The following is a 14102-nucleotide window of genomic DNA, read 5'->3' as shown; positions in this document are numbered from 1 at the left end:
CAAGATATAGGACGTATAGATATCGTTGGGGTTTCCTCCAATCAACCGCCGGAAACGGATTACTCCCGACCCGGTCGTCCTCGCAACTTCAGCGTTTCAGTAGCAGGTTGGTTCAATAGAGTCGAACGTCTAGAGTGCATGAGATGGAGACGCTACGTTTCGATCATGTGGGTGTTGTCGTCGATGACCTCGACGCCGTGGCCGCGTTCTTCCTCGACCTCGGATTCGAGCGCGAGGGCGGGGCGTCGGTCGAGGGCGAGACGGTCGATAAGATCAACGGACTCGACGGCGTCCGGGCGGAGGTGGTGATGGTACGAGCGCCGGACGGCAGTGGCAAGCTCGAACTCGTCAAGTACCACGCGCCAATCGACGATGAGGGCGCACACCACTTTCCTGCGAACCGAATGGGCTTCCGGCACATCGCCATTGAGGTCAATGGCCTCGATACGATCGTTGATAGACTACGAGGCAAAGGCTTTGACCCAGTCGGCGAGGTTCGTGATTACGAGGACATCTACCGACTCTGCTATGTCCGCGGTCCAGAGGGTCTGATCGTCGAACTCACCGAACAGCTCGACTCCTCCTAACCGAACCGGCCTTCGCCGATGGATACGCAGTCGGCACGACCGTGAATATGGAACTGTCCAAGAAAGATTTCGACTTGGCGACGCGATGTTCTTCAACTCGTCTGACCCCGAGGAACCATTGTTCGGCCACGGGGTTGACGCAGCAACCGTCGGCATGCTCGTGGACGCACTCACCGACGCCGGATTCGTGCTGACGGCGGTTGAGCGTGTGCACGATCAGGTGGGCGTCCTTGTCGCAGAATTAGGCGGTGACGATGCAACAGCAGACGCTGACACTTGAGCGTCCATTCCAGGTGAGTGAGCGCTGACTGCGAAACTGGATCAAAGCAGTTTCGCTGGCAGAAGCGATGACTGGGAGGCAATCGGCGATTGATTTTCTCTCTACGGACTGGTTTTGATGTACGCGAATCCCGGTGATAGTCACTCGATTGGTCAGCCATCGAACGAAAGCAAAATTGTGCCCGTTCGACCGATTAGCGTTGCGCTATCGGGCGATTATCGCGTATCAAATGTATGGGCGCTGCAGGCTTGCAGGCCCAAACGGCACGATTTCACTTGTGCAGCAGGTCATAGGCCAGTTTTCGGCGCATTTCAGACAGATTGTTCACGCCTGATCAAGCATAGTTACGTAACTGATATTTCACGGGCTAGTTTTGGGAAGGACTGAGTGTTTTTTGTCGGATGGTAGCTAATAGAGGGTAATGCCCGAGACTAATACGGAAGATATCAAGAGGGAAATATTAGCCACTTTGTACGATATACAGGCTGAGAGCCCCTTTACGTCGAATGTGACTGATTCGGTTGTGGAAGAAGTGGTTGATACGGTTGCTTTTGATGTAGAGGAGTCGGATCTGGATTATGCGCTTAATCGATTGGATGAGGAGTATCTGGTTAATTACAGTCCTGCGTTGAATTCACGGGGTTCGATTAGTCTCACTCCACGGGGTGTCGACGAGTTGCAACGGGCGACTGGTGGCACCTTCTTGGAGGATGATGATCGATATTATATCTTAGCTGAATTGGAGGATCTGGAACGAGACAATCCCGGAGCGCGGTTTGATGGTGAAGACTTCCGGGATAAGCTTGATCTCAATGATGATGTCGTCGACCTGAATATGTGGTATATGATAAAGAAGGAATGGGTGGATGCATCGTTGGTGATGGGGTCACCGCCATATACCGCATTACAAATAGAACCGTTGGGGCGTCAGGAGTTAGATCGATACAAAACGCAGTCGGAGCCACAACAGGCAACTGCGGAGTCAGCGTCGGGGGATGAGAGTGATTCTAAAACAGGGGAACAAATCGATATTGAGGAGTTGATCGGCCAAGAAGAAGACATCAAACTGGAGTACAAAGAGACATTCTTATATGATGTTTATCAGGACCAACCGAATGCTGAATTAAAAGAAGAGGCTGTCCAAGAGGTATGTGCTTTTGCGAATACGGAAGGCGGATTTTTAGTAATTGGTGTTGAAGATGATAGCAAGGAAATCACGGGGTTAGAGCGAGACTTAAAATTGATGCCAGAGGGAAAAGACGAGTTAGAACGGCAAATCAATCAGGAGATCTCCAGTCAGATCGGCAGCCCGTTCGCCTCCTTATTCACCCGTATTCAGTTTAAAGAAATTGATGAGGAGGAAGTTTGTGTTGTCCGCGTTGACCGCGCTCCTGAGCCGGTCTACTGTGACGAGACTCTATACGTGAGAAATGGGAGTTCGTCTGTCCCGCTTGATACGCCAGAGGCTGTCCAATACATTGAACAGAACTGGTCCTAAATCTCTTCACCCTCTTATTGGATCAGATCTGCTCCCAGCACCATAGCTGTAAGGCAGAGGGGCATGCTGTCTCCCTTGGGTTCTGTCCGACAGTGTGGTAATCCCCCGTAGGGCTGGCCTGAACGGTACCGTTCCTAAGATGGCTTAGTGAAAAGTCGCCGTCTTCCCCGTGTTAGAAAGCATAGCTAGAACAAACCTTATTGTTCTACAGTGATTCTTTCGGAGTAATGAGTTCCTCGGAGCAGGAGTATTCTCTTGACCGTGTTGAAGGACTAACTGATACGATTAAGGACGACGCCGAATTTGCCCAGCGGGTCATCGAGAAAGCCGCAGGGCCGGAAGTTCTGAACTACCTCGTAGACGATCTTTCTATTGATGTCCATCATGAAGGGAAACAGGGGTTAGGGGAAGTCCGTCAAGCCATCCTTGGTTCTGACCACGCATCTTTCGATTTGAAGAAACGGGTTGCAACGCGCGGCGACTACACTACTGATCTTGATGTACTCGTTCCAGAGTCGGTTAAAAAGTCAGCGCTAGGTGCTCTTGACGCCGGAAAACCAGTGGTACTTTACGGCCCAACTGGTACCGGGAAAACGACGTTCGCGAAACAATTAGCCCTAGAGACCTGTGTAGGGTATACACTAGATACTGCCTCTCCCTCGTGGACTAGTCAAGATATTGTTGGACGTGTTGCCCCGGACTATTCGAAAGACTCTGTCAGCTATCAGAAGGAACTCGGTTGTGTCTCAAAAGCTGTTGTGCGAGCCCGAGAGTACGGCGAAAAGTACGCAGTGATCATCGACGAACTTACTCGAGCAGATATTTCGCAAATCTTTGGCCAGCTCTATACGGCAATCGAAAACCCTCATCAGACCATTTTCCGGACTGACGATGACGAGACTATTGAACTCATTCCCGACGTAAATATCATCTGTACGATGAATATGTCTGACCGTACAGTAAATCAGCTTGACAACGCTATCACACGTCGGTTCGCGATGATCAAGGTCAGCGATTATGACGATGGTAGCCTTGACAACTTATTCTCTCGTTGGACCAGCGACCAACTCGCTAATACAGTTATCAACGGCGGGGCGCTGAAAGATCTCTTCCAAGAAGACTATCGCCGACTCAACTCAGGGAAAGATGCAGATGATAGTGGTATCATGGAGTTCGGACCGATGCACTACCGGGACGTTGCTGTCTTCCTTGAGTCGACCACGTCACCAGACGGAGTGTATCACGATGAGGGTGATCGAGCCGTTGGAGAGGCGTTCCGCACCTACATTCTCCCTCGCCTGTTGAATTCAGCCACGTATTCGCAGATGGATGAGCTCGTCAATCACTATACAGAACTTGACGAAATGTACGACGAGTTCGACTTATCGCCAGCAATTGAACTAGCAAAGAGCGAGAAGCGTGCGCAACAACAGCGTATGGGAATGCAGAACTAATCCGCGATGAGTACAGCCCAGCTCCCGACCGAGGTTTCCATCACGGAGCGCGAAGAGCGTGTCATACAGTGTCCGCAGGGCATCGAAGAGCAGCTTAAGCAGGCAGCCTTCGAGCAAGTAGAGACCAACGTCTTCGTCAAACGACGGCGGTCATGGGACGGAGAGAGCGAATACAAAGTTGTAGAGGCACGGCTTGATGGCGACGAACTCACGATCTCGGCTGAGGATATTGTAGGTATTGTCGATCTTACTCCGACTTCCCGACTTCAAATCAGGCCAAGAATCGGGTGGAGTGAGATCTTGGATATGTTTTTGACGGTCAGTCGCTACAATCGTTCGCTTGACTATCAGGGGATTCCGATCCGGGATTTTCTCTCAGAAGATGTTCAGATAGAGGATGTTTTTATCGTAATTGCAGTCAACTTTCTGAATAGCTTAGATCCACTTCACCGACATGGGTTCATCCGCCAGTTTGAGACACAGCGAACTGATGCCGTTGATGCTCGAGGCCGAATTGATGTTGAACGTAGCCTATTGAACCTTGAGACAGGTATTCCAAAACAACACTACGTTCAGAAGGTAGTCGATTATAATACGCCGATCAACGCCTTGATCCACTGCGCCGGAAAGAGTCTCCTCCAGCTATTTCAGAAGAGTGCCCGCCGGCATAACCACGAGGAATACTTCCGAATCTTCTCTGACCTCAACGATGCTGTCCATGAGCTTGAATCGATGGGAATCAATGGAGATGGGTACAATCTGTCAACCTATCAGCAGGTGACAAGTGGACAGCTACCGCGCCATCGTGGATACTATAAGCGGGCGATTGAGGTGTCGAAGATGATTCTCTCCTCGACGACTGGTCAGTCGCTTGAATCAGGGGATGAAGAATTGACAATGGACTATCTGTTTAATATGGCGAATCTGTTTGAGGAGTTCTCGCAGATTGTCCTTGATGAGGAACTAAGCAAACTCGAATCGAATCCGCTGTATGATGGGTTTGACGATGCACGGGTTGAGGGGGAGCCACAGCTGCGGCCGTATGTAGATACAAATCAGGCGTGGCATCAGCCGGATCATGTGCTCTACAAGGGGGATGAGCCGGTTGCTGTGTTAGATAGCAAGTACTACCCGGAAACCCGTGATCCGAGTATGATTCGGCCGGACCGGGAGCAGATATTTAGTTATGCATATCTGCTTGACGTAGATTGGCTTGGGTTTCTTTGCCCAGAAGGGAATGGTCACCGTGATCTTCGGTACCGAGAGGGTGAAGTGGCGATTATCGGGAGCAATCGAAACTTCACGACTGAAAGTTATCGAGACGCCATTCGCTCATATCTACTGTCAGTGCTTGAGGACGAGGTTGATGAGTCACAGCTTATTGCGGACTTCCGTGATCAAACTGTGTGTTATCCAGATATAGAGGAAATTTCTGTGGAAGAAGTGCTTACTCGAGAGGAATTTGAATTGGAAGATCTAGTGTCTCTTTCACGGAGTATTTTTGAGGGTGCAATTTCGGAATCAGATGAGGTCCGTGTTAGGCGGAATCTCTCTAAGCAGATCCGATTTAATCTCTCTCGTGCGCTGAAAAGAGCACTTGCGGATCATGAAGAGTATGACCAGTGCATCCCGGTATTCATGGATACACCAGATGAAGCTGCGGACGAAGATGGTGAAGAGGAAAATCAGTGGGAAGGAGAATCACTGCGTCTTCATTTCGTAAGCGTAGGTGATTCAGGAGATGTGGCAGATTTTGAAACCATTGACTGTTTCCCTCTTGACTGGGAGGGGGATCGCGATGATCCGCCCTACTGAAATAGGAGGTCGGAAGTCAGTCCCGAAATTTGGAGACGTTTCTTCGAAAGTTCGAAGGTATTAGTGGCTGGACCATTTATTTAAATGTTATTACATAGTATGTACTCATGGCGACGGAGCAGTGGGTGGAGACCCGGGACGCAGACCGATGCGGGAACAGCGCTCACATCCGGGTGCCGAAACGCTTCCGCGGCAAACAGTTCCAGACAGAACTGGTAGACGGAAATGAGGTGTGGCATGAAACACGGGAAGCCAAGGAATGCGGCAACAGCGCCCACATCTTGGTTCCAAAACGATTCCGCGGAGAAACGTTCCGCGTAGAACTTCTTCAAGAATCTCAGGAGAACGGTGGGTAGAATGGCTGAATCTAGTCGAATCCTTATTAACTACGACGATCGACAGCAGGACGAATTAACAGATCTACTAATCAAGATAGACGGAATCGAAGACCATGAGTTCCGTACAGAAGACGGACACCCAGTCGTGGAACTAGCGGTACGCCCCGAGAAGCACCTGAACGTGAAACAGCAGATTGAGAAGTGTAACGCAGTGCAGACATTCGATACTGAGCCGGTAAAACACATCAGAGGTGGGATGCTGTGAGCGACATAGAAGACATTGATCAGTTGCAGTGGAAGGTGAAACACAGAGCGCATCGGATCATCAAAGAGATGGAAGACGTGATATTCCACGCGGGGCGTGGCGAGCTGGACTTGGCACTTCAGGAGTTCAACGATGCTCGAATCGAACTGGACCACGCCCAAGATACCATCGGGACAGAACTGCGGCGACGGGAAGACCGCACATAAGGTGATGACTACATGGACGGAATTCACAGAGGAGGACATCAGGCCGTGGTGCGACAGTTGCAGCTGGATCGTCCAGCGGCGGAGGAAGGAGGTACGATGAGTGAAAACAGCATGGAGTTTGAATGGGTCCAAGATGTGGAGACTATGTTCGGCACTACGGTCGAACGGCGTACGGTCGTTGAACTGGATGAGGACTACGCAAATATCAAACAGATCGATGACGGTGAGGATCAGTACAATGAGGTCATCTTGACCGAGCATCAAGTAGCAAAGATCGTCCGTCACATGCAACAGATGCAATCAACCGACTAGGACACCACGAATACGGCGAAACTACACAATCGTAATTAATCGCCATAGCCGCCTATTTTCACCGAATTAGTGACGGAACTCTGATGTGATTTGAATACATGGCCGCTATGTTCGGCCGGAAATGGATGAGAACCAAGACACGGAGGGGAAATCAATCGGAAATGGTACAGTAATACACGGGGATTGTATTGAGGAACTGCAGAACCTTGATCGGAACTCGGTCGAGACAGTTGTGACTGATCCGCCGTATGGTCTGGCCTTCATGGGGAAGGAATGGGACGATTTTGAACCCAAGGAGTACCAGGAATTCTGTGAGGAATGGGGCGAAGCTGTTCTCCGCGTATTGAAACCCGGCGGGTTCCTGTTAGCGTTCAGCGGGACGCGCACGTATCATCGGATGGTTTGCGGCCTACAGAACACCGGCTTCGAAATTCGAGATATGATCGCATGGATGTATGGTAACGGCTTTCCGAAAGGATACAATTTCTCACGGTTCAATGACGAATGGGGGGGATGGAGTACAACGTTGAAACCGGCGCATGAACCGGTGGTCGTCGCACAGAAACCGCGTGAAGGTACCTATCAAGAAAATGTTAAGAGACACGGTGTCGGCGGTCTGAATATCGGTGCGTGCCGTATCGGAGGTGGCAAGGGAGAAAGTCGAAACGGAGAACGTACTGCAGAGAAACGTTATACGGAAAATGGCTCTACAAACATAGCAGCTAAACCTGGTCCTCGAGGTGGCTCATCGAACGGTCGATGGCCTGCGAACGTAATCCTTGACCCGATAGCTGCTACGCAGCTGGACAGGCAGACTGGGGAACTGTCCAGTGGTATTCTGAAACCAGAACATGAAGCGACGAGCAATCCTGCGAAGAATTGCTACGGCGAATACAAGCGGTCAATTACATCGGATACATATGGCGACTCGGGTGGCGCTTCCCGGTTCTTCTATTCCGCGAAGGCTGCAACGAGTGAACGCAATGCCGGACTTGACGACGAGAACGATATTGCGACATTGAAGCCGATCAACCTGATGCGATATCTCGTCCGGTTGGTGACGCCACCAGAAGGTACTGTATTGGACCCGTTCGCGGGCAGTGGGACAACTGGCTGCGCCTGCGAGGTTGAGAGCTTTGACTACGTGTTGATTGAGAAGCGGGAGCGATTTGTCAACGAAATCATCTCGCAACGTCTCGAGTACTGGTCAGACCCGGAAAACTGGGGTGATCTGAAGGATCATAACGCGCTTCCAGACCCGTCAACAGCTGAATCAGAAGAATCCAGCGCAGATGCTATGGACGAGAGTACACTCGATCAATTCGTTGAAGGGGAATCCTAAGCAACACTTCATCAGTCTATGTTACGGCAGTCTTGACATCCAACTTTCTCATATTCAATGAGTTTTCGCCCACATGCGGCCCATCGTCGACAGTGAGGTCTCCAGCCGGTTCCCCATCTTCTCACGATTGACGTACCCTTTCCCCTCGAGCTTCCCAACATTATACTGTACCCGGCTCCGGAACGACTCATCGTATTCCTCCCCTGTTTCCTCCGCCAATTGCTCCGCAAGCTCAGAGGTGGACTGAATCGTACCCCGATCAATCAGGAAATTCAGAATGGTCGCTTCAAAGTCCTTGACATCGCTCCCAGGAGAAGACGGGAACTCCACGTACATTTGCCCGTCAAGATCTCGGGCACCCTCCGTAACACCGCTGTCATAGACCCGCTCTATGAGATTATTGACCTCCTCGTACCGACTGTGGACTCGAAGATCCTCATACTCCTTCAAATCGTCAAGGAACTCTGCCTCGTCCTCAAGCGTCTCAATCATCTCGAGAACAAGGTAATCCTCGGGCGCCACATAATACGTATGAAGTCGGTCACGGATATCGTCCAACTCCTCCCGATCCTCAGCAATCAGCGAATCTGCCGCCGTTGCAAAGGCAAAAGCCGTCGTACGAGGCATCGATGAAATATTGACGAACACCTCATTGCCCGCCTTGAGTTCGTCCACGAACAACCTGTGAGCCATCGCATAGAGCGTTTCATAGTCGTACAGCTCCTCAACCCCGATGGGTTGCTTCTGAACCTCAATATCGATTAGATCAAACGAGTTCTCCAGCCGCTCCGACATATTAGCCGCAAGCTGCGCTGCTGTATCCATAGAACCGCTGTCCGCGTCTTCCTCGTTAATAATCAGAACAACACGATCTGCGTCCAACCCCCCCTTCGATATCGGATATATCAGCCGTTCAAAATCAAATCCGACAGGGATGAAATGAACTTGGTCACTCATACTTCTCACTCACGAGAGGTTCTTGTAAACTCCTTCGCTCTAGTCTGGTTTCATGTGATTAATTCATCATCTGACACCGACTATATTGGTGCAAGAATAAATTTCGGGCAGCTTGTAGAAAAACAATCCAACATGATTATGTCAACAGAGATTATACGTGTATATGAGTGCCACCAGAACAAGAAACTGCACTCAAGCAAGACGAAATGCAGGATAAATTCTCCGATACCGAGATTGTGGTAAAGATCGATCCCTATAACCAGAACGAGCGCGACCTGTTTCGAGCGCACAAACGCGTTCCAGCCCTCCAGGTCAAGTACAGCGACTCGAACTGGTTGCTCAACAATCCCGTCGACGACCTTGTCGGTCCAGACCAGACCCTCATTCTGACGGAATGGGAAGACGGCGACAAGCTCCTCGGAAGAGATCCGGACGACGTGTTCGACCGGCTCATGGAGCTTGAGGAGCACGTTGATATCGCCTTCCTCGGGGATCGATGGACCTACGAGGTGATGACGCCCCGGCAGAACCGGAAGCAGATCATGCGTTCTGTTGAAGCTCAGAAGTACCTCTTCCACCGGTTCGAGGAGGTCAACGCTGACTTTGAGCTTCGACCTACGATACTCGGCTGGAAGTCATGGCACCTGGAACGCAATCGGCCGCTCGTCAAACTTATGGGTGGACCAGTTGGGTTTGATGCTACTGGCTACCGGTCAAAGTACGAACTCGCCAAGGACGTGAACCGTGTCATTGACGTTCTCGGTGCCGAGGTCTACATCAACGGCCGGATCGGACCGACACACCTCGAGTATATGCCCTCCGAGGTATGCGCCTTCTCCGGGAAGAGCGCCCTCCTCAAAGAGACGAAGGTCGGAGACGAGTTCAGCCGAGACCTGCTGGACAGCAGTGTCGAGAAGCGGCTACAGGCGGTAAACGATTCGCAGACCGAACTCAGACAGTTCTTCGATCAGATTGCAGGTGACTAACAATGCCACGAAAAGGAGGCGGTGGCCAGACCCCGCCAGAAGAAGCAGAGGAAGAGGATGTATGGACGAATCCCGAACGAGACCGGGCGACACCAAGAGGCGCGGTGTACGACGAGGACGAACTCATGTACGGGGATATCGTTCACGACGAAGAACCGGCCGATCCGGAAGACAGGGTTGTGGTCAATCTCCCGCAGAAGGTTGCGAACCAATGGGAGGTCGATGGAGGGACGCTATCCGATCAGAATCCAGCCTGCCCGGCAAGAGACGATGTCATCATCGTTGTCCTCCGTGAGGAACTCAACGAGTATATGCCTGATTGGGATCAGCGTGAAGAGGAAATTCCTCTCGAGCAGTTGGAAGATGATGATGTCCCGTATCGGCCGTACCCGAGTATGCGGTTGGATCGGGTCGGGGAGTCCCACCTTCGCTGAGTCCGTAGGATAACATCGATTACGAGGGGTAGCGAACCAACCCCTCTGCCGCGCTCACAGTTCTATCTTCACCCTCATCTCGCCTCACAGCAGAACGATGTGATCCATCACTCATTCGGGGATGGAGTAGTAGTGACATCGTGCGGTGGGTCGGCGAGCCAACTACAAGCAAACTGTGGCGCGCGGCATCAGGAACTGGAATAACTGGTTGTGTGTCTGGCAGGTCGGAGAGTGGTGCGCGCGGCATCCATGCATCAGTACTTAAAGCGGCCGCAAAAACCAGTATCAGATACAGGGAGTTTTGGACCGGTGCCTCACCGTTTGAATCGCCGTTAACACGGCGTGTTGATCACAGTATATTATTCTATTGTCGGTGAGTGTGCTAGTCCGTACCATTATGCTTGTAGGTGGTGGGTTTGGATGTACGGAATCGCCGGACAGGGCCGGTCCCCGAGCCGTGGCGGAACCCACTCATAGCCGTGCCATGACGCAACGAAATGAAATCACGCGACCGCGCGGCACGACATATATAAAAAGTCGATGCCGTCTGTCGGATGTGGATCGTGCCGAAACGGAACGAACGCTCAGCGGGTGGCCGCCGCTACCTGATAAATCACGGGCAGAAGGTCGTCGCCGTCGGTTGGATTTCGACAGTTCAAGAAAGTGATATGGGCGCTGCAGGATTTGAACCCGCGACAGCTTGGTCCGAAGCCAAGTACTCTGTCCAGACTGAGCTAAGCGCCCTCACCACTGAATTTCCGGCGGTGCCGTATAAGTCACTCGATTTGGGACGCTTTCGATAGCCACCACCACACGCACCTTGAGGCCACGACCTTTACCCCCACTTCTCAGTCGGTGAAAATTGGCTCAGGGGGTCTTTGTTATGGGTAGTCAACGATCGAATGTGCTATGACGGTAAACGAGACCCCCATCCCCGACGACGAGCAGGCCGCAGCGATGCCGCTCGAGTTGCTCACCGACGACGAGGACGTCTGGACGGCCGTCCCGGCCGACGCCACCGGTGACGAGCGCGTGACCAAGTGGCTCTCGGTCGACGTCGACACGCTGTGCGATCTCGAGGAGTGGCAGTAACGCTCCGCACCAGCCCCTCGAGGCGACTTTGCACCGCGTCTCGTACCGCCACCAACCCGCGCTCTCGCCAGCGAGTACCGTAGTCGCCAGCCACAGCGGGGGACTCGAGGCCGCCGTTTGCTCCCTGCCGTCTCGCCGCGGCGGATCGCACCGTTTATCCACCAGTATTGAACAGTCCATCCTATGACAGCAGGCGAGACGGGCCGCGGTCTCCTCGAGTTGACGCGGCCGGTGAACGTGATCGCGGCGAGCGTCTTGCCCTTCATCGGCGCGTTCGTCGCGGGCGGGGTCGTCGACCAGCCGGTTCGGGTCGCGACGGCGGTCGCCGCCACGGCGCTCGCGGTCGGCGCCGGTAACGCGATCAACGACTACTTCGATCGGGAGATCGACCGGATCAACCAGCCCGACAGGCCGATTCCCCGGGGAGCGGTGAGTCCGCGCGGCGCGCTCGCGTTCAGTCTCGTCTGCTTCGGCGCGGCCGTCGTGCTCGCGGTGACGCTCCCGCCGGCGGCGCTGGCCATCGCGGGGATCAACCTCGTCGCGCTGGTGGCGTACACGGAGGTCTTCAAGGGGCTGCCAGGAGTCGGGAACGCACTGGTCGCCTACCTTGTCGGGAGTTCGTTCCTCTTCGGGGCCGCCGCGGTGGGCGACATGGCGCCCGCGGCCGTCCTCTTCCTGCTCTCGGCGATCACGACGCTGACGCGGGAGATCATCAAGGACGTCGAGGATGTCGAGGGTGACCGCGAAGAGGGACTCAACACGCTCCCGATCGCCATCGGGGAGCGCCGCGCGCTGTACGTCGCGACGGGGCTGCTCGCGATCGGCGCCGCGGCGAGCCCGCTCCCGTACGTCCTCCTCGAGGACTTCGGGGTCGCGTACCTGGTCGTGGTTGGTCCGGCCGTCGCCGTGATGTGTTATGCGGCCTACGAGAGTTTCTCGGATCCGACGGCGGGACAGGGACATCTCAAATATGGGATGTTTCTCGCCGCGCTGGCGTTTATCGTGGGGCGGGCGGCGGCGATGCCCACCGTGTTCTGAGACCGTTCGCGGTGGCAGCGCCGGCGGTTGTCGACCCACAACCGTGGGGAATAAGCAATAGTTGTGCCCGTACAATCAAAAGTAATATAAGCTGGATACCGCATTCTCATATCACACGCCGGAGTAGCCAGCGGATTCCACTACGGCTGTATGGATGTGAGTATTTGGCATGTATGACCTCGCAGATGTCCTCCCGGACGCCGATATCGAGCCCGGGACGAACCTGCTCATTGCGGGCCCGCCACTGACGGGAAAGCGCGAGATCGCCTTCGACATCCTCGCCAGCGGCGCCAACCGTGGTAACGGTTCGATCGTCGTTACGACCAAAGACAGCGCCGACAAGGTTCTCGAGACGTTCACCGGTTCGCTCGAGGCGGGCGTCGATCCGGACGTCGGGGTCGTCGACTGCGTCACGAAACAGCGCGGGATCGGTACCGTCGACGACGATCCGCGGATCAAGTACGCCTCCTCGCCGGTCGACATGACCGGTATCGGGATTAAACTCTCGGAGTTCCTCCAGGAATTTTACGAGGGCCACGGCCTGACCGAGAACCGCGTGCTGTTGCACTCGGTGTCGACGCTGCTGATGTACTCCGACCTCCAGACCGTGTTCCGGTTCCTCCACGTCTTCACGGGCCGGATCCAGAGCGCCGACGCCATGGGACTGTACGTCATCGACTCGACGGCCCACGACGACCAGACCATGAACACGCTCAAACAGCTGTTCGACGCCGTCATCGAACTCGAGGAGCCGGCCGACGGCGAGGAACCCGAGATTCGAACCGCCGGCCTCTCGAGTTAAGTAGCAGTCTCGTTCGCGACCGCTGGCTTCACGGTTCGTTTTCCGAGCGCTGATATCGCGCGTTCGGGACTCGTTGGGACACCCGCATCGACCGCGAACACCACGAAAGCTCTGGCTCTTTCAGTCTCACCCGAGTCGGCTGGCCGGTCGTGCCACCGCGGGTGGGCTTTCGTGGCGTTCGACGCAGTGTAGCGAGCATCCCATCTCGAGTCAGGTACGGGGGTACGAGACCCCGAAACGTTTCAGCGCCGAGCGCGTACTCGAGACTACCATGCCAGTCGATACCGCAGAGGAGATCAAGGAGATCCTCGAGTACGAGACGATCGCCGTCGTGGGCTGTTCGAGCACGCCGGGGAAAGCGGCCCACGACGTGCCCGAGTACCTGCTCGAGCGCGGCTACGACGTGATTCCGGTCAACCCGTACGCCGACGAGATCTTCGAGCGGGAGGTCTACGACACGCTCGACGAGGTCGAGGCGGAGATCGACGTCGTCTGCATCTTCCGGCCGAGCGAGGAGGTCAGCGGGATCGTCGCCGCGGCCCTCGAGCGCGACGACGTGAAGGTCGTCTGGACCCAGCAGGGGATCCGCGACGACGAGGCCGCGGCCCGAGCCGAAGACGACGGTCGACGGGTCGTCCAGGATCGGTGTATGAAGGTCGAACACCGGCGGCTCGCCGCCTGAAGGCTAGCGACGAC

General features: G+C 54.1%; 16 protein-coding genes, 1 tRNA gene and 1 pseudogene. 16 read left to right on the top strand and 2 right to left on the bottom strand.

Translation table 11 applies throughout. From position 1 onward, the window contains the following. Positions 1-143: 143 nt before the first annotated feature. The 10 genes and pseudogenes from C477_RS01475 to C477_RS22745 all read left to right on the top strand — a co-directional run bounded on the left by C477_RS01475 (position 144) and on the right by C477_RS22745 (position 8097). Positions 144-587 carry a VOC family protein gene (locus C477_RS01475; RefSeq protein ID WP_049914107.1) on the top strand — a complete coding sequence of 148 codons (444 nt, stop codon included), beginning with the start codon at positions 144-146 and terminating at the stop codon, positions 585-587. Positions 588-651: 64 nt separating this feature from the next. Then, positions 652-867, top strand: a pseudogene (locus C477_RS24430) (SAM-dependent methyltransferase); the annotation flags it as partial. Positions 868-1288: 421 nt separating this feature from the next. Continuing rightward, complete coding sequence (locus C477_RS01465) at positions 1289-2365, top strand: AlbA family DNA-binding domain-containing protein (protein ID WP_008892649.1); 1077 nt, start codon at positions 1289-1291, stop codon at positions 2363-2365. A gap of 227 nt (positions 2366-2592) precedes the next feature. Then, positions 2593-3819 carry an AAA family ATPase gene (locus C477_RS01460; protein ID WP_049914106.1) on the top strand — a complete coding sequence of 409 codons (1227 nt, stop codon included), beginning with the start codon at positions 2593-2595 and terminating at the stop codon, positions 3817-3819. A gap of 6 nt (positions 3820-3825) precedes the next feature. After that, on the top strand, positions 3826-5634 hold the full coding sequence (locus C477_RS01455; RefSeq protein ID WP_008892647.1) for a 5-methylcytosine restriction system specificity protein McrC: 1809 nt from the start codon (positions 3826-3828) through the stop codon (positions 5632-5634). A gap of 107 nt (positions 5635-5741) precedes the next feature. Beyond that, entirely contained in the window at positions 5742-5990 is a 249-nt protein-coding gene (locus tag C477_RS23340; RefSeq protein ID WP_152423245.1) for a DUF2080 family transposase-associated protein, read from the top strand. A 1-nt stretch (position 5991) separates the two neighbouring features. Beyond that, positions 5992-6237 carry a hypothetical protein gene (locus C477_RS01450; protein WP_008892646.1) on the top strand — a complete coding sequence of 82 codons (246 nt, stop codon included), beginning with the start codon at positions 5992-5994 and terminating at the stop codon, positions 6235-6237. Further along, on the top strand, positions 6234-6443 hold the full coding sequence (locus C477_RS01445) for a hypothetical protein (RefSeq protein WP_008892645.1): 210 nt from the start codon (positions 6234-6236) through the stop codon (positions 6441-6443). The genes C477_RS01450 and C477_RS01445 overlap by 4 nt, the downstream gene beginning before the upstream one ends. Before the next feature lie 12 nt (positions 6444-6455). Continuing rightward, a complete protein-coding gene (locus C477_RS01440) occupies positions 6456-6755 on the top strand; it encodes a hypothetical protein (protein WP_152423244.1) in 300 nt (99 codons plus the stop codon). A 121-nt stretch (positions 6756-6876) separates the two neighbouring features. Beyond that, positions 6877-8097, top strand: coding sequence for a DNA-methyltransferase (locus tag C477_RS22745; RefSeq protein WP_083870227.1), 1221 nt, complete (start codon positions 6877-6879; stop codon positions 8095-8097). A 54-nt stretch (positions 8098-8151) separates the two neighbouring features. On the opposite strand, the gene C477_RS01430 is transcribed toward C477_RS22745, so the two are convergent. Next, the gene (locus C477_RS01430; RefSeq protein ID WP_008892642.1) at positions 8152-9054 is read right to left on the bottom strand and encodes an HFX_2341 family transcriptional regulator domain-containing protein; all 903 of its coding nucleotides are present in this window, start codon (positions 9052-9054) and stop codon (positions 8152-8154) included. Between the two features lie 167 nt (positions 9055-9221). Between C477_RS01430 and C477_RS01425 the strand changes: the two genes are divergently transcribed. After that, positions 9222-10040: a hypothetical protein gene (locus tag C477_RS01425; protein WP_204366219.1), complete on the top strand. Its 819-nt coding sequence runs from the start codon at positions 9222-9224 to the stop codon at positions 10038-10040. 2 nt (positions 10041-10042) lie between these two features. Next, the gene (locus C477_RS01420) at positions 10043-10474 is read left to right on the top strand and encodes a hypothetical protein (RefSeq protein ID WP_083870226.1); all 432 of its coding nucleotides are present in this window, start codon (positions 10043-10045) and stop codon (positions 10472-10474) included. 669 nt (positions 10475-11143) lie between these two features. Here C477_RS01420 and C477_RS01415 read toward each other — a convergent pair. Further along, positions 11144-11218 (bottom strand) — tRNA-Arg (locus C477_RS01415). 165 nt (positions 11219-11383) lie between these two features. Here C477_RS01415 and C477_RS01410 point away from each other — a divergent pair. The 4 genes from C477_RS01410 (at position 11384) to C477_RS01395 (ending at position 14088) form a co-directional block, all read left to right on the top strand. Continuing rightward, positions 11384-11566, top strand: a complete 183-nt coding sequence (locus tag C477_RS01410; RefSeq protein ID WP_008892639.1) for a DUF7511 domain-containing protein — start codon at positions 11384-11386, stop codon at positions 11564-11566. A gap of 183 nt (positions 11567-11749) precedes the next feature. Continuing rightward, positions 11750-12604 (top strand): geranylgeranylglycerol-phosphate geranylgeranyltransferase, encoded by an 855-nt coding sequence (locus tag C477_RS01405; RefSeq protein WP_008892638.1) that lies wholly within the window; start codon positions 11750-11752, stop codon positions 12602-12604. A gap of 169 nt (positions 12605-12773) precedes the next feature. Beyond that, complete coding sequence (locus C477_RS01400; protein ID WP_008892637.1) at positions 12774-13406, top strand: RAD55 family ATPase; 633 nt, start codon at positions 12774-12776, stop codon at positions 13404-13406. A 271-nt stretch (positions 13407-13677) separates the two neighbouring features. Beyond that, positions 13678-14088 (top strand): CoA-binding protein, encoded by a 411-nt coding sequence (locus C477_RS01395; RefSeq protein WP_008892636.1) that lies wholly within the window; start codon positions 13678-13680, stop codon positions 14086-14088. Positions 14089-14102 lie beyond the last annotated feature (14 nt).

It is taken from the genome of Haloterrigena salina JCM 13891 (assembly GCF_000337495.1).
Lineage (GTDB): Archaea > Halobacteriota > Halobacteria > Halobacteriales > Natrialbaceae > Haloterrigena > Haloterrigena salina.
This window is presented reverse-complemented; position numbering and strand designations above follow the sequence as displayed.